General features: G+C 68.5%; 18 protein-coding genes. 5 read left to right on the top strand and 13 right to left on the bottom strand.

Annotated elements, in window-relative coordinates:
* Positions 1–137 precede the first annotated feature (137 nt).
* Positions 138–1,085, bottom strand: coding sequence for a non-homologous end-joining DNA ligase (gene ligD, locus ACLJO0_RS25240; protein WP_410580841.1), 948 nt, complete (start codon positions 1,083–1,085; stop codon positions 138–140).
* 189 nt (positions 1,086–1,274) lie between these two features.
* On the opposite strand from ligD, the gene ACLJO0_RS25235 reads away from it, so the two are divergent.
* A complete protein-coding gene (locus tag ACLJO0_RS25235) occupies positions 1,275–1,958 on the top strand; it encodes a TetR/AcrR family transcriptional regulator (RefSeq protein WP_410580839.1) in 684 nt (227 codons plus the stop codon).
* Here the strand turns inward: ACLJO0_RS25235 and ACLJO0_RS25230 are convergent.
* Both ACLJO0_RS25230 and ACLJO0_RS25225 read right to left on the bottom strand, forming a co-directional pair.
* The gene (locus tag ACLJO0_RS25230; protein WP_410580838.1) at positions 1,921–2,232 is read right to left on the bottom strand and encodes a sporulation protein; all 312 of its coding nucleotides are present in this window, start codon (positions 2,230–2,232) and stop codon (positions 1,921–1,923) included. The genes ACLJO0_RS25235 and ACLJO0_RS25230 overlap by 38 nt on opposite strands.
* The gene (locus ACLJO0_RS25225; RefSeq protein WP_410580837.1) at positions 2,232–2,807 is read right to left on the bottom strand and encodes a TetR/AcrR family transcriptional regulator; all 576 of its coding nucleotides are present in this window, start codon (positions 2,805–2,807) and stop codon (positions 2,232–2,234) included. Before ACLJO0_RS25225 ends, ACLJO0_RS25230 begins: the two co-directional genes overlap by 1 nt.
* A 70-nt stretch (positions 2,808–2,877) precedes the next feature.
* On the opposite strand from ACLJO0_RS25225, the gene ACLJO0_RS25220 reads away from it, so the two are divergent.
* Positions 2,878–4,005: an agmatine/peptidylarginine deiminase gene (locus ACLJO0_RS25220; protein WP_410580836.1), complete on the top strand. Its 1,128-nt coding sequence runs from the start codon at positions 2,878–2,880 to the stop codon at positions 4,003–4,005.
* Here ACLJO0_RS25220 and ACLJO0_RS25215 read toward each other — a convergent pair.
* Positions 3,993–4,652: a GntR family transcriptional regulator gene (locus tag ACLJO0_RS25215; protein WP_410580835.1), complete on the bottom strand. Its 660-nt coding sequence runs from the start codon at positions 4,650–4,652 to the stop codon at positions 3,993–3,995. The genes ACLJO0_RS25220 and ACLJO0_RS25215 overlap by 13 nt on opposite strands.
* A 103-nt stretch (positions 4,653–4,755) precedes the next feature.
* On the opposite strand from ACLJO0_RS25215, the gene ACLJO0_RS25210 reads away from it, so the two are divergent.
* A complete protein-coding gene (locus tag ACLJO0_RS25210) occupies positions 4,756–5,556 on the top strand; it encodes a carbon-nitrogen hydrolase family protein (protein ID WP_410580833.1) in 801 nt (266 codons plus the stop codon).
* A gap of 239 nt (positions 5,557–5,795) precedes the next feature.
* Here ACLJO0_RS25210 and ACLJO0_RS25205 read toward each other — a convergent pair whose 3' ends face one another.
* From ACLJO0_RS25205 to ACLJO0_RS25195, 3 genes are all read right to left on the bottom strand, one after another.
* Entirely contained in the window at positions 5,796–7,124 is a 1,329-nt protein-coding gene (locus ACLJO0_RS25205) for an alpha/beta hydrolase family protein (protein WP_410580831.1), read from the bottom strand.
* Positions 7,121–9,442 (bottom strand): penicillin acylase family protein, encoded by a 2,322-nt coding sequence (locus ACLJO0_RS25200; protein ID WP_410580830.1) that lies wholly within the window; start codon positions 9,440–9,442, stop codon positions 7,121–7,123. The genes ACLJO0_RS25205 and ACLJO0_RS25200 overlap by 4 nt, the downstream gene beginning before the upstream one ends.
* Before the next feature lie 97 nt (positions 9,443–9,539).
* Complete coding sequence (locus ACLJO0_RS25195; protein WP_125796872.1) at positions 9,540–10,118, bottom strand: ArsR/SmtB family transcription factor; 579 nt, start codon at positions 10,116–10,118, stop codon at positions 9,540–9,542.
* Between the two features lie 250 nt (positions 10,119–10,368).
* Between ACLJO0_RS25195 and ACLJO0_RS25190 the strand changes: the two genes are divergently transcribed.
* Both ACLJO0_RS25190 and ACLJO0_RS25185 read left to right on the top strand, forming a co-directional pair.
* A complete protein-coding gene (locus ACLJO0_RS25190) occupies positions 10,369–11,574 on the top strand; it encodes a lytic transglycosylase domain-containing protein (RefSeq protein ID WP_410580828.1) in 1,206 nt (401 codons plus the stop codon).
* Between the two features lie 138 nt (positions 11,575–11,712).
* Positions 11,713–12,141, top strand: coding sequence for a pyridoxamine 5'-phosphate oxidase (locus ACLJO0_RS25185; RefSeq protein ID WP_410580826.1), 429 nt, complete (start codon positions 11,713–11,715; stop codon positions 12,139–12,141).
* 48 nt (positions 12,142–12,189) lie between these two features.
* Here the strand turns inward: ACLJO0_RS25185 and gcl are convergent, their stop codons facing one another.
* From gcl to ACLJO0_RS25155, 6 genes are all read right to left on the bottom strand, one after another.
* Positions 12,190–13,884: a glyoxylate carboligase gene (gcl, locus tag ACLJO0_RS25180; RefSeq protein WP_410580825.1), complete on the bottom strand. Its 1,695-nt coding sequence runs from the start codon at positions 13,882–13,884 to the stop codon at positions 12,190–12,192.
* 3 nt (positions 13,885–13,887) lie between these two features.
* Complete coding sequence (locus tag ACLJO0_RS25175) at positions 13,888–14,775, bottom strand: 2-hydroxy-3-oxopropionate reductase (RefSeq protein WP_410580824.1); 888 nt, start codon at positions 14,773–14,775, stop codon at positions 13,888–13,890.
* Positions 14,772–15,599 carry a hydroxypyruvate isomerase family protein gene (locus ACLJO0_RS25170; RefSeq protein WP_410580823.1) on the bottom strand — a complete coding sequence of 276 codons (828 nt, stop codon included), beginning with the start codon at positions 15,597–15,599 and terminating at the stop codon, positions 14,772–14,774. Before ACLJO0_RS25170 ends, ACLJO0_RS25175 begins: the two co-directional genes overlap by 4 nt.
* Positions 15,600–16,073: 474 nt before the next feature.
* Complete coding sequence (locus tag ACLJO0_RS25165) at positions 16,074–16,997, bottom strand: 2Fe-2S iron-sulfur cluster-binding protein (RefSeq protein ID WP_410580821.1); 924 nt, start codon at positions 16,995–16,997, stop codon at positions 16,074–16,076.
* On the bottom strand, positions 16,994–18,751 hold the full coding sequence (locus ACLJO0_RS25160; protein ID WP_410580819.1) for an NAD(P)H-dependent oxidoreductase subunit E: 1,758 nt from the start codon (positions 18,749–18,751) through the stop codon (positions 16,994–16,996). The genes ACLJO0_RS25165 and ACLJO0_RS25160 overlap by 4 nt, the downstream gene beginning before the upstream one ends.
* A gap of 10 nt (positions 18,752–18,761) precedes the next feature.
* On the bottom strand, positions 18,762–20,681 hold the full coding sequence (locus ACLJO0_RS25155; RefSeq protein ID WP_410580817.1) for a molybdopterin oxidoreductase family protein: 1,920 nt from the start codon (positions 20,679–20,681) through the stop codon (positions 18,762–18,764).
* Between the last annotated feature and the right edge of the window lie 4 nt (positions 20,682–20,685).

The raw sequence follows: 20,685 nt of genomic DNA, 5'->3' as shown, positions 1-20,685 counted from the left end.
GCGTGTCCGTGGTGCAGGCCGGCGGCCCGTGACGTCCGCCCAGGACGCCGACTGTGTGGATTTTGGTGCGTTGGATGACCGGAAATCCACACAGTGCCACGTGACCCGTCCGGTCACGAGTACCACCCCACCTCGCCCTACCGCTCACTGGAACCCTCGGCTTCGAGCCCGTCGCGATCGGCCCACTCGAGCAGGGTGTCGAGCGAGTACGCCGTGTCGTCGATGCCCGCGTGCAGGTCGCCGAGTTCGGCGAAGCGCGCGGGCACGGTGGCGATGGTGAACTCGCGCGGCTCGACGTCGTCGATCTCGTCCCACGTGATCGGGGTCGAGACGACGGCTTCGGGCACGCCGCGGACCGAGTAGGCGCTCGCGATGGTGTGGTCCCTGGCGTTCTGGTTGTAGTCCACGAACAGCTTCGCCGGGTCCCGGTCCTTGCGCCACCAGGTGGTGGTGACCTCGTCGGGCATCCTGCGCTCGACCTCGCGGGCGAAGGCGAGCGCCGCCCGGCGGACCTCCTGGAACCCCCACCGCGGTTCGATCCGGACGTAGACGTGCAGGCCGTGTCCGCCGGAGGTCTTCGGCCAGCCGGTGATGCCGAGTTCGTCCAGGATCTCGCGGACGGTGCCGGCGACCTTCCGCACGATCGAGAACGGGCAGTCGGGCATCGGATCGAGGTCGATCCGCCACTCGTCCGGGCGTTCGGTGTCGGCGCGACGGGAGTTCCACGGGTGGAACTCGACGGTCGACATCTGCACCGCCCAGATGACGTCGGCGGGATGCGTGACGCACAGTTCGTAGGCGTGCCTGCCGGAGGGGAAGTCGACGCGGACGGTCTGAAGCCAGTCCGGGGCACCGTTCGGGACCCGTTTCTGGTGGACCTTCTCCCCCGAAACCCCGGACGGGAACCGGTGCAGCATGCACGGCCGTTCCCGCAGCGCCCGTACGATCCCGTCACCGACCGCGAGGTAGTACCGGACGAGGTCGAGCTTCGTCTCGCCTCGCGCCGGGAAATAGACGCGATCCGGGTTGGAGACGCGCACCGTCCGGTCGCCGACCTCGATCTCCACCGCCGCGCTTTTCGCCATACGGGCAAACTAACCCGAAAGCCGCCTGCCCGCGCCTCTTCCCCTCGGCTGGTGGTGAACGTCGAACTCATATGTCGTGAAGGGCCCCTTTGAGACCTTCATCGTCTCAAAGGGGCCCTTCACGACATCCTCACACCCGCCGCATCCGCGTCCGCTCGATCCGGAACGGCGCTCTGCCAGGATGACGGCATGGCACGGACACGCGCGGAGGCACTGTCCCGCGAGCGCATCGTCGAGGCCGCCGTCGAACTGCTCGACGCGGCCGGCGAGCGCGGGCTCACCTTCCGGACGCTGACCGAACGCCTCTCCACCGGCCCGGGAGCGATCTACTGGCATGTGCCGAACAAGGGCGCGCTGCTCGACGCCGCGACCGCGTCCGTCGTCGGCGCCGCTCTGACCGTCGAGGCCACGGGCTCACCCGTGCGGGAGATCCGCGCGATCGCGCTCGGCCTGTTCGACGCGATCGAGCGGCATCCTTGGCTGCCCCCGCAACTCACCGCCCAGCTCTCGCGCAGCCCTTGGGGCTCGGTGACGCCGCGGATCTTCGAAGGCATCGGTCGCCGGGTCAGCGCGCTGGGCGCCCCCGAAGCCACCTGGTTCACGGCGACCTCGGCGCTGGTGCACTACATCTTCGGCGCCGCGGGCCAGAACATCGCGAACTCCGAGGTGCTCGGGCCCGGCGTGGACCGCGCGGAATTCCTCCGCGCCGCGGCGAAGACGTGGGAAGAGCTCGATCCCGCCGAATTCCCGTTCCTGCGGTCTATCGCCGACGAGGTACGCGAGCACGACGATCGCGAGCAGTTCCTCACCGGGATCGATCTCATCCTCACCGGTATCACCGGCGCCGAGCCCGGTGGATCGTCGCGACCATGACGGCGAACACCGCGCCGAGGAAGGTCACGTCCACCGCCGGGACCCAGCGCACGTCACCGTTTTTGAGCACATAAGCGCCGACGGGTCGCGCGGCGAGTACGAACCCACCGCCCTCGCCTTCCTTGTCCTGTTCGGCCCCGTGCCCGCCGCCTCCGCCGCCGACGACGTTCGCGGCCGGGATGATCACGACGCCGTCCTTCTCCACGGGCTCGCCGTAGACGCGCCGGACCGTGAGGTTGTCACGCATGACGCCGACGACCTTCTCGAGTCCCATCAGGCCCCCACCCTGTCCAGTTCCAGCGCGATCGCGTCCCGCAGGAGACCCCGCGCCCTGTCCAGCTCCATCGAACCAGAAAGCCACCGCTCGCTGAGTCCTTCGACCAGGCTGGTCAGCCGTTCCGCGGCGTCTTCGGCCTCGGCACCGGTGTCATGGACGCGGCGGATCACCTCGGCGACCTCGGCCACCCAGATCCGGGTCGACTCCGCCAGCGGTTCGCGCAGTTCGGGGGTGAAGACCGCGCTGGCCCGCAGTTCGCCCCAGGCGGTGCTGTTCTCCTTCACCGCCTGCGTGTCCTGAAGCTCGCCGAACAACATCAGTTCCAGCTCGGCGCGCGGATCCGCCGCCTCCGCCGCGGCCTCTTCGGTGTACGCCGCGGCGCGATCGCTGACGAACTCCAGTGTCTTCCGGAGCAGCCCGGCCCGGTTGGTGAAGTGGTAGTAGATGAGCGACGTCGAGATCCCGGCCTCGGCCGCGATCTTCTCGACCCGCAGGCCCCGCACACCGCTGCGCGCGATCACTCGCACGGCCGCTTCCAAGATCTTCTGCTGACGTTCGAACACAGGTCTCACTCTAGCATCCTGACTGAATTTTCAGTCAGGATGCTAGAGTGTCACAACCGGCCCGCCCAAGGAGTGCAGAGTGTTCGATTCGTCCCTTCCCCGCCGCACGGTTCTGCGCGCGATGACAGCGGCCGGCGCCGTCGCCGCCGGAAGCGGGGCGTGTGCGGATCCTGAAGGAACCCCCGCCGCGGCCGCGGGCCGCAGGCTGGGCGCCGAATGGGAAAGCCACGCGCGCACCTATCTCTCCTGGCCCGCGTCGAAGTCGATCTGGGCGGAGGATCTACCCGCCGTCCGCGAAGAGATCGCCGGCCTCGCCAAAGCGATCGCCGGCTTCGAACCGGTGGTGATCCTCGCCCGGCCCGAGCACGCCGGCTCCGCGCAGCGGGCGTGCGGTGACACCGTCGAGGTCGTCCCGATCCCGGTCGACGACCTGTGGGCGCGCGACACCGTCCCGGTGTTCGTGGAAGAGGCGGGCAAGGTCACGGGGGTCGACTTCAACTTCAACGGCTGGGGCGGCAAACAGAAGCCGTACGACAAGGACAACGCCGTCGCGAGGTCCGTCTTGGGCGAGTACGGCCTGGCCCGCACCGGAACCTGGATCACCGCCGAGGGTGGTTCGTTCGAGACCGACGGCGCCGGCACGTTGATGGTCACCGAAAGCTCACTGGTCAACGACAACCGCAACAAGGGCAGGAGCCGCCAGGAGATAGAAGACGAACTGAAGAAGGTGCTCGGCGTCCGGAAGGTCATCTGGTTCGCGGGCGTCCGCGGCGAGGACATCACCGATGCCCATGTCGATTGCCTGGCCCGGTTCACCGCGCCCGGCGTCGTCCTCATGGACAAGGCGGCCCCCGGCTCCCCGCCCGACTCGTGGTCCCGCGCGGCCGATCAGGCGAGGTCGGTGCTCGCGAGTACCACCGACGCCGACGGCAGACCCTTCACGGTGATCGATCTCGTCCAGCCGGATCCGGAAAAGGTCGAGGCCTACGGCGAAGACAGTGTGATCTCGTACGCCAATTTCTACGTCGCGAACAAGTCGGTTTTCGTGCCGGAGTTCGGCGACGCCACGGCGGACGAACGCGCGCGACGGATCCTGGGCGAACGGCTACCCGGCCGCGAGATCGTGCCGGTGAAGATCTCGGCCATCGCCTCGGGCGGCGGCGGGATCCACTGCGCGACGCACGACCAGCCGGGTCAACCTTCCTGAGGCAGCACCGACATCACTTCGGACACCGGCCGCAAATGCTCCTCCAGCAACCGTGACGCCTCTTTCACGTCGTGGTCGTCCAGAGCGGCGACCAGCGCCCGGTGTTCCTCGTTGATCACCGTCAGCCGTTCCGGGCGTGCCTCCAGCGCGCGGACCGTGACCCGCTGCTGCCGCGAACGCAGGGTGTCGTAAAGCTCGGCCAGGACGGTGTTGCCCGCCGCGTTCACGATGGCCCGGTGGAATCGGCGGTCGAATCCCGAAACGGCGAACCAGTCGCGTTCGGCACCGGCGCTCGCCATCGCTTCGATGAGTTCGGGCAGTTCGGCGGGAGCGCCTGCCCGGTTCGCGCAGAGTGCCGCGATGGCGTGCCCTTCGATCAGCCGCCTGCTCTGGTAGACCTCTTCCAGTTCCCTGGCGGTGACCGTGCGCACCTGAGCACCCTTGCGCGGCAGGAGGCTGATGAACCGCTCGGCGGCCAGCCGGTGGAACGCCTCGCGCACCGGCGTCCTTGACACGCCGACGACGCCGGAAACCCACATTTCGTCGAGGAAACGGCCGCCTTCCAGCTCGCCCGAGATGATTCCGTCGCGCAGCCACGTGTAGACCCGCTCGCGCGCCGGGCCGCCCCCTTCGGCGGTCACAGTCATCTCGTTTCCCCTCTATGTCGTTACTTTCCGCGACTGAGCCTACACCTGGACCAGCCAAGTATCCATCATGTATACAAGAGGTCCACTTATTGGAAGGGGTCCCATGGTGCACGTCGCGGTGGCGCAGTTCGCGCCCGGCAACGACAAAGAGGCCAACCTCGCGCGCGTCTCCTCCCTCGTCGGCGAAGCGGCCGACCGCGGCGCGCGAGTGATCGTGCTGCCCGAGTACTCGCTGTTCACCGTACCGACGATGAGCCGCGAATTCGTGACCTCGGCCGAAGAACTCGACGGGCCGTTCGTCACCGAGCTGCGCGGTCTCGCGAAGGACCGGCAGATCACCGTCGTCGCGGGCATCAACGAAGCGCTCCCCGATGGCGAGCGGATCTCGAACACGCTGGTCGCGGCCGGTCCCGACGGAGCGATCGCCGCGCTCTACCGCAAGATCCACCTGTACGACGCCTTCGGCTTCCGCGAATCGGAACTCGTCCGGCCCGGTGACATCGAAGCCCCGGAGACGTTCGAGGTCGACGGGATCACGTTCGGCCTCCAGACCTGCTACGACCTGAGGTTCCCGGAGGTCACCCGCCGTCTGGTCGACGCCGGCGCGGACGCGGTGCTGCTGCCCGCGGAGTGGATGCCCGGCCCGCTCAAAGAGGACCACTGGACCACGCTGGTCCGGGCGCGGGCGATCGAAAACACGATCTACCTCGTCGCGGCCGGACAGGCCGCCCCCACCGGCTCGGGGCACAGCATGATCGTCGACCCGATGGGCGTCGTCGTCGCCTCGCTCGGCGAACGCACGGGAACCGCGACCGGGGAGCTGTCCGCCGACCGGATCTCCGAGGTACGGGCCAAGAACCCGGCACTGCAACTGCGCCGGTTCGCCGTCACCCCGAAGTCCTGAGTATCTTCTGACCCGGAGGTCCGTTCGTGAAGACACGCCCTCGGGCGTGGTGACGCGGCTTCCGTCCGCCTGGGTGCCGGGTGGCCGCCCGGCACCCAGGCTCTTGGCCAGTTCCGAGGCGAGGTTGCGAAAGCCCACGCCGGACCGCGCCCCAGTACATGAAGGACCCCTTCCTTGCGCCTAGGTACAGGAAGGGGGCCATCATGTACTTGCGGCCGGCAAACGCGGCCGCTTTCGTCTCACGGCACCAGCAGTCCCCAGTGGACCGCCCACGGGACGAACAGCACCGCTCCGGCCAGCAGCAGGCCGACCCGGACTCCCCCGCGTTCCTTCTTCCGCCACCACGAAACCGCCGTCACCACACCGGCGATGACGACACCGATCGCGGCCAGCTGCAAGGCGAGCCAGGGCAGTGTCCGTCCGAAAAGGACCGGACCGGGCGCCATCGCGGCGCCCGTCGTCAGCACGATGTAGTAGGCGAGGAAACCCGCCGTGGCGAGCAAGCCGGTCGACGCCAGCCAGCGTGCTGGCCTGGCGAGCGGGACTTCCTTGCGCCGACGGAACAACGCCGTCACCGGGTAGGCGGCGAACGCCAGCAACGCCAGCGCCCACACCCCGATCTGCACCCACGGCGCCTCGTACCAGGCGAGCGGTGCCAGCGCGACACTTTGGCTCGCCTGCGGTGGCGGCGGATCGGCGGACGGCTCGTTCCTCACTCCGTTCACCCAGGCTCCGACGAGGTCGAGGTAGCCGGGCGCGAAGCCGTCGAGCTTGTCGAAACCGTCCGTGGTCCGCCGGAGCCCGTGCTGGGCCTGCGGGAACACCTTCAGCGTGTACTGCCGGTTCCCCGCCCGTTCCAGTGTTTCCCGGAAGATCCGGATGGCCTCGCCGGGCGGGGTGAGCCGATCCAGTTCGCCCCACAGGCCGAGCACCGGCTGCCGCACCTTCTCGAGCACCGGCACCGGGTCATATCCGGCCTCCGGGAACACTCCGGCGCCCGCGAGGGTCCGCATGTTCGTCGACGCCACCATGTCCACCATCGAGCCGGTGACCCCGCCGCGCCGCAGGTAGGTCTCGAACGCCCAAGACTGCTGGCGATCGGGCGAAACCCCATTCGCGCCGACAGTGACCACGAAAGCGACGTCCTTCGACTTCGACGCCGCCAACGGCGCGACCCAGCCACCCTCGCTCAAACCCCATACCCCGACGCGGGCGGGATCCACGCCCGGACGCGAGCGCAGCGCCTGCACCGCGGCGAGCGCGTCGTCGGCGAGGACCGAGTAGTCCCGTTCGAAGAGCGAATAGCCTTCGGTCCGCTTGTCGTAGATCAGGGTCGCGATCCCCGCCTTGGCGAAGGCTTCCGCCTCGGTGCGGTAGTCGTCCCGGTCGTGTTCGCCGGAGCCGTGCACCATGACGATGCCCGGTGCGAGACCACGTCCCTCCGGCGCGACCACCGTCCCGTGCAAGGTCACGCCGTGACTGGTGAACGAGACGTCGCCGGTCGGAGCGGCGGCGGGCATCGGTGAGGAGACCACCACGACGGCGGCCGCGAGCAGCGCCGCGATCATCGCCTGCTCACCCGGACCACGTCGAGCGACGGCGACGCGAGAATGTCCTTCTCGCAGTACCGTTCGGTGACCCACTGCTTGCGCGAGTACAGCTCCGTCTGATCGCTGTGGTGCGCGGACTTCGGGTTCGCGGACTGCGAGTAGGTCAGCAGCGTCGTCGTGTCCGGGCAACCGGTGCCGTTGAACGCCACGACGTGCAGGTACGTCCCGCCGTGCGTGAACTCCGTGTACCCGCGGGCCGGATCCCATGGTCCGCCAAGGGAGTCGTAGACGCCACGTCCGGCGGTTCCGCCGCCCAGCGGGATCTTCCGGCCGTCGCGTACGACGTAGTGGTTGTCGCCATACCGTGCGTCGAGCGGGATCTTCGCCGCGTTCAGCTCCGCGACGGCGTCGGTGAGTGCCTTGCGGATCGCGGCGTTCCCCGTATCGAGGGTGTTGGGCGTGTGGACCGGATCCTTGACGTCGAACGGTACCTTCCAGATCGACGGCCCCAGGCGGTCCACAGTGGACCAGAACCGGTCGAACAGCAGCGCGCCCCGGCTGTCCGCGTCGGAACGACCGTCCCAGCCCGCCAGCGCGGCGCACGCGGCGGCCGGCCCCGGCATCGTGCGGCACATCGTGACGACGTCGGCCCGCACGAGTTCGGCGGCGTGATCCCGGTGCGAGAACATCAGGTCCCGCATCGCCTGCCCAGTGAAGCCGCCCTTCTTCAGCTGATCGGCGATCTCGACGAAACCGCCCCGTGTCCGCATGTTCTGTTCGTTGCGAACCGGTCCCACGATTCTGGGGAAGCCGGTCTTCGGCTCGGCGGGATTGAACAGCCAGTAACTGTCGTTCGAGTTCGCCAGGTAGTCGGGCCGGCTCAAGTTCGGCAGGCTGGACGGGCCGAAGACGCCCGGCCTCAGCGCGTCACGGTCGCGGCCCCACGCACAGGCCGTCCTGGAACCGTCGAGCACCGCGACACCGTCGGAGTCGAACAGTTCCTTGCCCAGCGGGGTGTTGCAGCGCGCCGCCTTCTCGTCGGTGACGTGCGGGACCCCGTGGATCTGGCTGTACTCCACCCGGCCGCGATCGTCGGTGGCGAGGATGTTCATCCACGGCAGCCCTTGCGTCTCGCGGACCGCGCCGATCATCTCCCCCGCCGTCCGGCCGCGGGCGATCGCGAACATCGAGTTCGTCATGCCGAGGTTCCCGGCGTTGGCGTCCGCGATCGCGAATGCGCTCGACGCCGTCCACGGCAGTTCTCGCTGCCCGAGTCGGGTCGTCACCGGACCGTACCTCGTCGTCCACTGTGGACGCACGACGCGTTCCAAGGCCCCGTCCGCCTTACGGGACAGGACACTCACGTCGGCCCGCCGCATCTTCTCGGGCTTTCCGTCGACCAGGTAGGTCGTCGGCGATCCGGGCACGAGCTTCAGTTCGAACAGCGTGTACGTGCGGGTCGTGTCGGTGGCGGTGCCGCTCCAGGCGGCGGTTTCGTTGTGTCCCAGCCACATCATCGGGATACCAGGGATTCCGGCGCCGCTGACGTTGAGTTTGCCGGGCAGGCTCAGCTGCGACTGCCACAGCCTGGTCCCGCTCAGCTGCCATGGCAGATGCGGGTTGGCCAGCGAGACACCGCGGCCGTTCGCCGACGCGGTCGAGCCGATCGCGATCGCGTTGCTGCCGACCCCGGTCTCCCCGAGCACCTGCTCGGTACCGGCACCCGCCGGCGGTGCACCAGGCCGCGACGCGGTGATCGAATCCGCGACCCCACCCTGTCCGAAGATCATGCCGACCGCGTGACTGTGCCGATAGACGTCGAGCTCGGTGATCGGCTTCAGCCAGCCGGTGCCCCGGCAGGCCGGGTCGGTGATCTCGCCGGCGCGAAGGTACTTGTTGACCCCCTCGGCGTAACCGCGGATCAGCTCGCGGACCTCGCGGTACGGCCCGCGAGGCGCGGGCTCCGACAGCAGTCGCTCGAGCACGCCGCTTTCGTTCAGACCTTGGAAGTACAGGTCGCTCGCGAGGTTCGAACTCGCCTGGCTCACCCCGCTCGTCGGCGGCACGTCCGGGCCGAGCCAGCGGGAACGCTCCGCCCGGGTCGTGATCGCGACGTCCGCGATCGCGCAGATGTTGTCCTTGGCCGCGGCGTACCCCTGCCCGAAGCCCAGGTTCACCCAGTCGTTCGCGACGATGTGCGGAATGCCGTACTCGGTATAGCGGATGGTGGCGTCCGCCCGGGATACTCCGTCCGGCGGTTGCGCGGCCGTCGCGGTCCCCGCCGCGAGCAGGCTCGCCGCGGCGCCGACGGCCGCGATTCTTTTCCAGAGCAGCATGCTGCTCCCCCTTTGCATGTGGAGTCGTTCGTGAAGACACGCCGTCCGGCGTGGTGACGCGTTTCCGGTGGTCGAGTGGCCGCTCTCCCACCGGTTTTCACTTCCCTTCCTGCACCTCCCCGTCGGGATCCGGGAACGCCGTCCAGCGCACGAACACCTTCCTCGCGCCAGGGCCGGGTTCCGGCCGCCAATAGCGGCGCAGCAAGTCCAGGTACTCCTCCCAGAACTGCTTGAGCTCTTCGAGGTTCACGTGGACCGAGCCGCGCGAGAACACCAGCGCGTCGCCCCATTCGCCCAGCTCGCCGCGACGATCGAGGAATCGCGCCATCTGCTCGAGGTCCTCGGTGAACGCGGCGCGCTGCGCCTCGTCGAACACCGCGCGCATCTCGTCGTTCTGCTCGCTGTGCCGGGGCCAGCGGATGTCACGTTGCCGGGCGCGCCACCAGCGCTCCTTGCCGTGCGCGAGTTCCGGCGCCTCCTCGACGAAGTCGTACTTCGCCAGTTCCCGCAGGTGATAGCTGGTCGCGCCCGAACTCTCCCCCAGTTCCTTGGCCAGCTTCGTCGCCGTCGCGGGCCCGCGGCCCAACGCCTCCATGATGCGGCGGCGCAACGGGTGCATCACCGCCTTCAGCACGGCGGCGTCGGCGATCTCTTCGGGGGGCGGCGGACCGGTCATGACACCAAGGTAGCCGTGCAAAGGAGATTGTGCAAAGGCTTCTTTGCACGCGGTTCAGACCATGCCCGCGAAGCGACCGACGATTCTGCTGACGTTTCGGTGAACTCAGCGTGAAATTGACAACTTCACTACGAAGGTCTTGTGCCGGCCGGACGAAAACTCGACAGGTTCGCGGGTTTTTCGTTGCGTCGTCCCCAAAATTCGGTTGTATCGGATAGTTTTGCCCGGAGTCGACCTAGCGGGAGAAAACATGCCGAAGCACCGCCCTCGACAGACGGACAGGTTGTCCGCCCGGCACCGGACGGCCTTCGCGCTCGCCGGTGGCGCACTCGCCGTCCTGCCCGCGGTCACCGCGTCGGCGGGTCCGGACACCCCGATCGCCGCGCCGAAACCGTCGGTACCGCAGAACCAGGCCGCGGCCTGGCAGCCGCCGGCGGGCACGGTCCCGGAGATCGCCGTCGACGGCAGCCTCCCCGAGCCGCCCAACCCCGATCCGCTGATCGTCCCCGGCGGCACCGGCAATGTCGGTGGCTCGTTCGCGCCGTCGGGAGCGCTCGGCATCCCCGCCAGCATGATGAAGGCGTACAAGAACGCGGCCGACATCCTCGCGAAGGAACTGCCCGGCTGCCACATCGACTGGGCGCTGATCGCCAGCATCGGCCGCATCGAGTCGAACCACGCGCGCGGCGGCTACGTCGACGCCAAGGGCGACACCCTCGAACCCATTCGAGGCCCGCAGCTCAACGGCGCCGGGCCCTTCGCCGCGATCCCCGACACCGACGGTGGCAAGTACGACGGCGACACGGTGTGGGATCGCGCTGTCGGCCCGACGCAGTTCATCCCGTCGACGTGGAAGGGCTACGCCTCCGACGGCAACGGCGACGGCGAGTCCAACCCGAACAACATCTACGACGCGACACTGGGCTCGGGCCGCTACCTCTGCTCCGGCGGCGTCGACCTGACGTCCGAGCAGACCCAGCGCGTGGCCGTGTACCGCTACAACCACTCACTGTCCTATGTAGACACCGTAATCCGCTGGGCGGTGGCCTACCGCGGTGGCGTCGCGACGATGCCGGACAGCCAGGTCCCCGTCGGCGCCCCCGATTCCCAGGACGTCGCCGCCGGCACGCCGGGCGGCCAGGTTCCGGTGCCGACCCTGCCCGGCACTCCCGCGCCCGGTACGACCACGCCGCCGACCCCGCTGCCCGGCACATCGCAGCCGCCGAGCAGCACCACGCCGCCGGGCAGCAGTTCGCCCTCGAAGCCGAGCAGCACGCCGCCTTCGTCGACGCCTCCCTCGTCGACACCGCCTTCGAGCACCCCGCCGTCTTCGACGCCTCCGTCCTCGACACCTCCGCCGTCCAGCACCACGACCACCCCGCCGCCGGCCTCGACCCCGGCCGGGGACACCGGTGAGACGAGCCCGACCAGCACCACCACTCCCCCGGCCCCGTGACCACCCGCAATTCGTCACCTACTTGCCAGGACGACGCAAGTAGGTGACGAATTGCGGGTTCGGAGTGCCCGGAATGTCCTGACGCCAGCACGCGTTGTCGCTTCTCGTAGATCACCAACCGAGAGAAGCGAGACACGGATGTCGTCTTTCGTCATGACCGCCGAGGAACGGGAAGCCTTTCTGAGCGAGGTCCACATCGGGGTCTTGGCCGTGGAGCGGGAAGGACGCGCACCGCTGGCCGTCCCGGTCTGGTACGACTACGAGCCCGGCGGGGAACTCCTGATCTGGATGGACGGCGGTTCGGTCAAGGACAAGGCGATCAAGAAGGCGGGCAGGCTCAGCCTGGTCGCGCAGACGGAGACCTTTCCCTACAAGTACGTGACGGCCGAGGGTCCGGTCATCGCGAACGACACGCCGCCGACCAGGGAGCAGGCGCTGAAGATCGCGCAGCGCTACCTGCCCGGCGACGAGGGCACGAAGTATGTCGACGGCGCGCTCAGCGACAAGTCCGTGCTGGTCCGCGTCCGGCCGGAGAAGTGGCTGAGCAACGACCAGTCCAAGGGCTGATCGCGAGACGGTGCCCCGGCAGCCTCAGGCGTGCCGGGACACCGTCGTTCAGCCCGCGATCGGCTCGAACTCGACGACGCTGTCGAGTGCCTTGCCCATCGCGGCGTTCCCTTCGCGTTCGATCATGATCTCCACCAGGACCGGCCGCGACGTCCGCTCGGCCTCCTTGCGCGCCCACTCCAGCGACGTCCGGATCTCGCCCGGCTCGGTGACGCGGGTGCCGGAGCAGCCGTAGGCCTCCATGACCTTCACGTTGTCCGTGCCGATCTTGTCGTAGTGGATGTCGACCTCGAAGTTCATCTCGTAGCCGGTCTCGGCCTGCCGGATGAGCCCGAGGTACTCGTTGTTCAGCATGATCAGCACGAACCCGACGTCGTACTGCGCGGCCACCGCCAGCTCCTCCACCAGGAACTGGAACGAGTAGTCCCCGACGACGCCGACGACTTCGGCCTCCGGTTTCGCCTTCTTGACGCCGATCGCCGCCGGGATCTCCCAGCCGAGCGGACCGGCCTGGCCGCACACCTGGTAGTGCCGCGGCTTGTGCGCGCGCTGGAACTGACCGGACCAGATCTGGTACAGCCCGATCGCGGTGACGAAGTAGGCGTCCTCGCCGTAGAACTCGTTGATCTCCTTGAACACCCGGGGCGCCTTGATCGGCGTGTCCTCGAAGTCCTCGCGGCGCGGCAAGCTCTCCTTGAGTTCGCCGATCCGTCGCGGCCACGCGCGATCCCGCGCCGGAGCACGTTTCGACGCCGCCGCGATCAGCGCGTCCAGGAAAGCACCCGTATCCGACACGATGCCGAGGTCCGGCCCGAACACCTTGCCCAGCTGCGTCGGCTCGATGTCGACGTGGATGAACTTCCGGTCGCCCCGGTACACGTCGAGGTCACCGGTGTGCCGGTCGCCGAACCGCGCTCCCAGCGCCAGCACCAGATCCGCTTCGAGGAAGGCCGCGTTCGCCCACCGCTGCGAAGTCTGGATGCCGGCCATGCCGGCGAACAGTTCGTGGTCCTCGGGGAAGGTCCCCTTGCCCATCAACGTCACGCCGACCGGGACGCCGAGCAGTTCGGCCGCGGTCCGCAGCCGGTCGCTCGCGTCACCGAGCACCACGCCGCCACCCGCGAGGATCAGCGGCCGTTCGGCGGCCAGCAGGAGGTCCAGCGCTCGCTCGACCCTGGCCGGTGACGGCGTCGCCTTCGTGACCGGCAGCGGCGAATCGATGCTGGAGTCCCATTCGATCTCCTGCCGCTGGACGTCGATCGGCAGATCGATCAGCACCGGGCCGGGACGGCCGGACCGCGCGATCCGGAACGCCTCGCGGAACACCCACGGCAGTTGAGCCGCCTCCTTGACCTGCACGGCCCACTTCGTCACCGGTTTGGCGATCTCGACGATGTCGACGGCCTGGAACGCCTCGGTGTGCAGCTTCCGCGAGTCGGCCTGCCCGGTGATGCACAGGATCGGGATCGAGTCTGCCTGCGCGGTGTAGAGCCCGGTGATCATGTTCGTCCCGGCAGGGCCAGAGGTGCCGATCGCGACGCCGACGTTGCCGGTGGTCCGTGCCCAGCCGTCGGCCATATGGGTCGCGCCCTCTTCGTGGCGCACGATCAGATGCTCGATGCCGCTGTCCTGCATCGCGTGGTACAGCGGGAGGATCGCGGCACCGGGGCAGCCGAACGCGGTGTCGACGCCTTCACTGACCAGGACGTCGACGACGGCCTGCATGGCGGGGATCCTTGGCATGCGTCACTCCTTGTTTTCCGCGCCGGACAGCGTTTCGACGACCTTGAGCAGGGCGGAGTGATCGAGCGAGCCGTGACCCATCGCCCGTCCGGCGGCGACGAGCTGGGCGACCAGCCCGGTGAGCGGCAACGCGACCTCGGCCTGCCTGGCGGCGGCGAGCGCGATACCCATGTCCTTGTGGTGCAGATCGATCCGGAAACCCGGCGCGAATTCCCGCGCCACCATGGACTTCCGCTTGAGTTCGAGGATCCGGCTGCCCGCCAGGCCGCCCGCGAGGACGTCCAGCCCGACGCCGGCGTCCACCCCTGAGGCCTCGAGCAGGACGATGGCTTCGGCGATCAGTCCGTACGTCCCGCCGACCACCAGCTGGTTCGCCGCCTTGACGACCTGGCCCGCGCCGTGCGGTCCGACATGGACGATCGTCTTGCCGACCGCCTCCAGGATCGGGAGCGCTGCGGCGAAGTCTTCGGCATCGCCACCGGCCATAATGGACAGTGCTGCCTGCTCGGCCCCGGCCTGGCCACCGGAAACGGGCGCGTCCAGCACCCGGATCTCGTGTTCGGCCGCCCGCTCGGCCACCTCGATGGAGGTCTCCGGCCGGATGGTGCTCATGTCGATCAGCAGGGTGCCCGGTTTCGCCGACTCCAGCACCCCTCCCGCCGCCAGCGCGACAGCCTCGACCTGCGGGTGGTTCGGCAGCATGGTGATGACGACTTCCGCGCCGGACACGGCGTCCGTCACGCCGTTCGCGGCCCGGCCGCCCGCGGCTGCCAGCCTCGCGAGCGCGTCGGCGTTCGTGTCGAATCCGCTCACCTCGTGGCCGGCGGCGACGAGATGTCCCGCCATCGGCCCGCCCATGATCCCCAGGCCGATGAATCCCAGCTTGGTCATGCCAGTCCCCTTCGTTCGAAAGGCAGCCACGACAGCGAATCCGCGCTCGGCCCGTCGGGTTTGTACTCCACGCCGACCTGCCCGCGGTAGCCCGCCGTCTGCAGCTTTTCCAGGTATCCCTCGATGTCCAGCGTTCCGGTCCCCGGCTGGTGCCGCCCTGGGGCATCGGCGATCTGCACATGGCCGATCCGTCCGGTGTGGACGGTCGTGACCGTGTCGAGGTCGTCACCGTTGACCGCCAGGTGGTACAGGTCGGCCAGCAGCTTCACGTTGTCCCGCCCGAGTTCGTCGAGCACCTTCAGCACGTCGTCCGCGGTCTTGAGCGGGTACTTCTCCGCCCCCGACAACGGTTCCAGGACGATCTCCGCGTCGATCCGCGCGGCCGCGTCCGACGCGAGCGCCAGATTCGACAGGCCGAGCTTGTCCTGCCCTGCCGGGTCCGCGCCGTCGATCCGGTTGCCGTAGAGCGCGTTGAACCGGCGGCAGCCGAGCCGCTCACCGAGGTCGATGGCGGAAGCGACACTGTGCGCGAACTCGTCCTCGCGCCCGGTCCAGGTGACCAGGCCGCGATCGCCGCCCGCCATGTCGCCGGGGAAGAAGTTCAGCCCGGTCACCGCGACGCCCGCCCGCTCGACCGACGCCACGAACGCGTCGACCTCGGCGGCGTCCGGCACCGCCGTCTCGAAGGGCCACCAGTACTCGACCGCGGTGAAGCCCGCCGCGCGCGCCGCCTCCGCACGGTCGAGCAGCGGCAACTCGGTGAAGACCAGCGACAGGTTCAGCACGTACGGCAGCGCATGACGCGAACCGGCAAGATCAACCATCGAAACCTCTGTAATTTCGCTATGCGGAAACTTTCTTTCGTATATCGAGAATAGCCCGCTGACCTGTCCTCGGTCAACGGGCGGCAGGGAGCGCAGAGAGGGAGAAGTGGGCAGCGAGGCGCAGGTGGCCGCTCGGTGCGGGTGGTCGTGAGTGGGGGATTCGGGTTATCGAGGGGAAGGGCGAACGTGTCGTGGCGTGGGGCCGGTGTCCGCTTCCGCGTGGGCGTTCTCCGGGTAGTGAGGGCCTCTTTGCCTACTCTGAAGGTAGGGACGGAGGCTTTCGCTACCGTCAGATGTGGTCCCTGGTGGCGGTGACCTCGACGGCCGGGCCTTCATGTACTTCGGCAACACGTGACTCGGGTCTGAGCACGCGAGCACGGTGTCGCGTCACCCAGCTCACCGTCTCGCCCAAGACACGACACGTTTGCCTTACCCCTCAATAGAACCGAATCCCACTCACGACCCACTCGACCGTCAGCGGTTCTGGACGTGCTGCCAGCCGAAGCGGCCCTTGATGCAGAGGTTCCCGTGGGTCACCGAACTCTCGTGCGGAGAGGTGACCTTGACGATCTCGTTGTCCTGGACGTGCAGGGTGAGGTTGCAGCCGACGCCGCAGAAGGTGCAGACGGTGGTCGTCGCGGTCTGCCGGGATTCGTCCCAGGTGCCGTCTTCGCGTTTGTCGTGCTCGCGTTTGAAGCTCAGCGCACCGGTCGGGCAGACCTCGATACAGTTTCCACAGTAGACACACGCGCTGTCCGGGAGCGGGTTCGCGAACTCCGTCGAGATCCGCGCGTCGAAACCCCGCCCCGCCATGGTGATGGCGAAGGTGTTCTGCCACTGCTCCCCGCACGCGTCGACGCACTTGTAGCACTGGATGCACTTCCCGTAATCACGGACGTAGAGCTCGTTGTCCACTTTGACCGGTTGGCGCACTGTCGCCGCCGTCATCCCGTCCGGGATCTCGTGTTCTCCCGGACGCCGCTCGTCCCGGTCGTCCGCAGGCGGTGCGGACGGCCCGAAACGCTCGGGTTCCGCACCGCTTTCGGCCATCCAGCCCGCGACGTCGGGTGTGGTGGACAGATCCGTCGCCGAAGCGAGGAGTTCGAGCACCACCTTGCGGCTGAGCCGCGTCCGATCGGTCTCGGTCCGCACCACCATGCCCGGTTCCGCCTTGCGGGAGCACGACGGCACGAGTGTGCGCGAACCCTCGACCTCCACCATGCAGACCCGGCAGGCGTTCGCCGGTTCGAGGGTGTCGCCGTAGCAGAGCGTCGGGACGTTCTTGCCCTCCGCGGCACAGGCGTCGAGAATCGTCGATCCTTCGGGAACACGGACGGCCGCACCGTCCACAGTGAACTCGACTAGCCGTCGCGGAAGTCCTATTTCGACGATGGTCATGACCGCTCCTCCAACGCGCCCAGCCGGTCGATCGCCGACTCGATGGCGTTCCACGCGGTCTGGCCCAGTCCGCAGATGGACGAATCCCGCATCACCTGGCCGACTTCGCGCAGGAGCACGAGATCGTCCCCGCCGGTACTCAGGCCGCGACCACCGACTATCCGGTGCAGCGCCTCTTCCTGCCGCACGGTCCCGATCCGGCACGGCACACACTGCCCGCACGACTCGTCCCGGAAGAAGGCCGCGATCCGCAGCAGGAACCCGCCGAGGTCGGCCTGATCGTCCAGCATCAGCACGACACCCGAACCGAGGGTGGTGCCTGCCGCGCGCGCGTCTTCCATGGTCAACGGCAGGCTGGTCTCGTCCGGGCGCACGAAACCACCCGCCGCGCCGCCGAGCAGGATCGCCCGGAGTTCCCGGCCATCGGGCACTCCCCCGGCCAGGTCGAGCAGTTCGCCCAGCGTCGTCCCGAACGGCACCTCGTACACACCGGGACGCCGGACGTTGCCGGACAGGCAGAACAGTTTCGGCCCGGACGAGCGCTCGGTCCCGATGCGGCGGTAGGCTTCGCCGCCCTCGGTGAGGATCAGCGGGACGTTGACCAGGGTCTCGACGTTGTTCACCACTGTCGGCTTGCCGAACAACCCCTTCTCCACCGGGAACGGCGGTTTGGTCCTCGGCTCGCCGCGGAAGCCTTCGATCGAGTTGAAGATCGCCGTTTCCTCGCCGCAGATGTACGCGCCCGCTCCCCGCCTGATTTCGATGTCGAACGAGAAACCTTGGCGCCCCATGATGTCCTCGCCAAGGAACCCTCGTTCGCGGGCGACATCGATGGCGTTGCGCAGCACCTTCACCGCGCGCGGGTACTCACCGCGAAGGTAGACGTATCCCTTCTGCGCCCCGATGGCGAAAGCGGCGATCGTCATCGCCTCGACGAGCGCGAACGGATCCCCCTCGATCAGCACGCGATCCTTGAACGTGCCCGGTTCGCTCTCGTCGGCGTTGCAGACGAGGTACCGGGTTCGCACCGGCTGCCTCGCGGTGGCGTCCCACTTCCGGCCGGTCGGGAACGCCGCCCCGCCGCGGCCCATCAGTCCCGAGTCGGTCACTTCGCGGATGACCCCGGCCGGACCGAGCAGCAGCGCGTTCCTCAACGCCGCGTAGCCACCGGAAGCGCGATAGGCGTCCAAGCTCTCCGGATCGACGACGCCTACTCGGCGCAACAGCCGCAACCCCGGCTCTCCTTGCTGTGGAACGGAAATCGGCGCTTCGTCCACTTCGGACTCACCGGCCGCGGCGCGAACGACGTCGCCAGTGGACGCCGGGGCGAGCAACCGTTCTTCGGCGGGATCGCCCGCCTCGAAGGCCAGCGCCGCGGGGGCACGTTCGCAGACACCGAGGCACGGGCTGCGGTGCCAGGTGAACCCCGCGGCGCCGGCGGTCTCGCTCAGCTTGTCGCACAACGCCTCCGCGCCGTTGACCCGGCACGCCAGGTCCGTGCACACGTGGACGACGCGCGGCGGCCGTTCCTTGAGCGAGAACAGCGCGTAGAAGCTGGCGACACCAAATGCCTCGGCCGGCGGGACGTTCAGCCGGCGGCAGATGTGGTTCAACGCTCCCTGGCTGATCCAGCCGATCCGGTCGTTCACGGCGTGCAACGCGGGAAGCAGCTGATCGCGGCCTCCGGCTCCGAGCGCGTCGATCGCCGCCCGCTCGGCGTCCGTCGGTTCGGCGTTCAGGAAGCGCAGGTCCATTCCGGACTCCTCACACGGTGGCGGGCAGCTTCTCGACCCGGATCGCGGCGGCCTTGTACTCGGCCGTGCCCGCGACCGGACAGGTCGCCTCGATGGTGATGACGTTGACGTCGATCTCGTCCGGGAAGTGGAAGGTCATGAACGCCAGCCCCGGACGCAGTCCTTCGTCGATCCGGACCGGCGCCTCGATCTCGCCGCGGCGGGAGGAGATCCGCACGACCTCGTCCTCGACGACGCCGAGTTCGACGGCATCGGCCAGGCACAGGTCGAGTGTCTCCCCGCGACGCAGCGGCGAGGGGAAACCGCCGGATTGGACGCCGGTGTTGTAGGAATCCAGCCGCCTGCCGGTGGTCAGCCGGATCGGGAAGTCCTCGGTGAGCAGATCCACCGGCGGGCTGTGCGCGATCACGGTGAACGGCGCCGGACGGCCGCGTTTCGCCGGGTCTTCGTCCCAGAGGCGCCCGTGCAGGAAGGTCGGCTCGAGTTCGTCCTCGCGATAGCAGGGCCACTGGATGCCGCCGAGCTCCTCCAGCCTCGCGTAACTCATGCCGGCGTGCATCGGCGACAGCGTCCGGAGCTCGTTCCAGACGTCCTCGCCACCCTGGTAGTTCCAGTCGTGACCGAGACGCCGGGCCAGTTCGCACAGCAACTGGATGTCGTCGCGTGCGCCCTCCGGCGGTTCGAGTGCCTTGCGGACGCGCTGGACCCGGCGTTCACTGTTGGTGAAGGTGCCGTCGGATTCGCACCAGGCCGCCGAAGCCGGCAGCACGACGTCGGCCAGCTGCGCGGTCTTGGTGAAGAAGATGTCCTGCACCACCAGGAGATCCACAGTGGATAGACGTTTGATCGTGTGCTCGCAGTCCGCCTCCGACTGCACCGGGTTCTCCCCGATGATGTAGACGCAGGTCAGCTCGCCGCGCTCCATCGCGTCGAGCATCTGTGTGAGGTTCAGTCCCTTGTGCGGTGGGATGTCCGAGCCCCACGCCGCGTCGAACTTCGCCCGGACGTCCGCGTCGAGGATGTTCTGGAAGCCGGGCAGCCGGTCCGGGATCGCGCCCATGTCGCCGCCGCCCTGGACGTTGTTCTGCCCGCGCAACGGGTTCAACCCGGCCCCGTACCGGCCGACGTGACCGGCCAGGAGCGCGAGATTGATCAGGGACAGCACGTTGTCCGTGCCGTTGTGGTGCTCGGTGATCCCGAGCGTCCACGACAGCTGACCTCTATCCGCGCGGGCGTAGGTGTGCGCGAGTTCGCGGATCAGCTCGGCCGGGACACCGGTGACCTCCTCGGCGACCTCGAGTGTCCAAGGCTCGACCGAGGCCGCGAACTCGGCGAACCCCTCGGTGGCACGTTCGATGAAGCCGGTGTTGGCCAGTCCGGAGTGGATGATCTCGCGGGCGACCGCGTGCGCCAGCGGGATGTCCGTGCCGACGTGCAGCTGGAGCTGCCGGTGCGCCCAGCTCGCGGTGCTGGTCCGGCGCGGGTCGATGACGAACAGCTTGGCGCCGCGGTGGACGGCCTTGAGCACGTGCTGGAAGAAGATCGGGTGCGCCTCCCGCGGATTGCCACCCCAGACGACGATGACGTCGGCGTCCTCGATCTCCTGATACGACGACGTCCCGCCACCGCTGTCGAACACCCGCGCCAGCCCGGCGACACTCGGCGCGTGACAGGTGCGGTTGCACGAGTCGACGTTGTTCGTGCCGATCACCGAGCGCGTGAACTTCTGCGCCACGTAGTTCATCTCGTTGGTCGCCCTGGCACAGGAGAACATGCCGAAGGCCTCGGGTCCCCTGGTTTCGAGCGTGCGCCGGAACCCGGCGGTGGCGCGCTCCAGCGCCTCCTCCCAGCTCGCCGGGCGCAGCTCACCCGAGTCGCGGACCAGTGGCTGAGTGAGGCGGATGTACGGTTCGGTGTTCTTGCGCTTCATCGGG

This window comes from Amycolatopsis sp. lyj-108 (assembly GCF_046549005.1).
Lineage (GTDB): Bacteria > Actinomycetota > Actinomycetes > Mycobacteriales > Pseudonocardiaceae > Amycolatopsis.
Note: the sequence above shows the minus strand (reverse complement) of the source record. Positions and strands in the feature narration are given on the sequence as shown.

Bases quoted from the DNA above. Each gene is read 5' to 3' on its own strand.
- ACLJO0_RS25190 (WP_410580828.1), top strand. From the start codon at position 10,369: ATGCCGAAGCACCGCCCTCGACAGACGGACAGGTTGTCCGCCCGGCAC.
- ACLJO0_RS25200 (WP_410580830.1), bottom strand. From the start codon at position 9,442: ATGCTGCTCTGGAAAAGAATCGCGGCCGTCGGCGCCGCGGCGAGCCTG.
- ACLJO0_RS25205 (WP_410580831.1), bottom strand. From the start codon at position 7,124: ATGATCGCGGCGCTGCTCGCGGCCGCCGTCGTGGTGGTCTCCTCACCG.
- ACLJO0_RS25155 (WP_410580817.1), bottom strand. From the start codon at position 20,681: ATGAAGCGCAAGAACACCGAACCGTACATCCGCCTCACTCAGCCACTG.
- ACLJO0_RS25170 (WP_410580823.1), bottom strand. From the start codon at position 15,599: ATGGTTGATCTTGCCGGTTCGCGTCATGCGCTGCCGTACGTGCTGAAC.
- ACLJO0_RS25235 (WP_410580839.1), top strand. From the start codon at position 1,275: ATGGCACGGACACGCGCGGAGGCACTGTCCCGCGAGCGCATCGTCGAG.
- ligD (WP_410580841.1), bottom strand. From the start codon at position 1,085: ATGGCGAAAAGCGCGGCGGTGGAGATCGAGGTCGGCGACCGGACGGTG.
- ACLJO0_RS25210 (WP_410580833.1), top strand. From the start codon at position 4,756: ATGGTGCACGTCGCGGTGGCGCAGTTCGCGCCCGGCAACGACAAAGAG.
- ACLJO0_RS25215 (WP_410580835.1), bottom strand. From the start codon at position 4,652: ATGACTGTGACCGCCGAAGGGGGCGGCCCGGCGCGCGAGCGGGTCTAC.
- ACLJO0_RS25160 (WP_410580819.1), bottom strand. From the start codon at position 18,751: ATGGACCTGCGCTTCCTGAACGCCGAACCGACGGACGCCGAGCGGGCG.
- ACLJO0_RS25230 (WP_410580838.1), bottom strand. From the start codon at position 2,232: ATGGGACTCGAGAAGGTCGTCGGCGTCATGCGTGACAACCTCACGGTC.
- ACLJO0_RS25165 (WP_410580821.1), bottom strand. From the start codon at position 16,997: ATGACCATCGTCGAAATAGGACTTCCGCGACGGCTAGTCGAGTTCACT.
- ACLJO0_RS25175 (WP_410580824.1), bottom strand. From the start codon at position 14,775: ATGACCAAGCTGGGATTCATCGGCCTGGGGATCATGGGCGGGCCGATG.
- ACLJO0_RS25195 (WP_125796872.1), bottom strand. From the start codon at position 10,118: ATGACCGGTCCGCCGCCCCCCGAAGAGATCGCCGACGCCGCCGTGCTG.
- gcl (WP_410580825.1), bottom strand. From the start codon at position 13,884: ATGCCAAGGATCCCCGCCATGCAGGCCGTCGTCGACGTCCTGGTCAGT.
- ACLJO0_RS25185 (WP_410580826.1), top strand. From the start codon at position 11,713: ATGTCGTCTTTCGTCATGACCGCCGAGGAACGGGAAGCCTTTCTGAGC.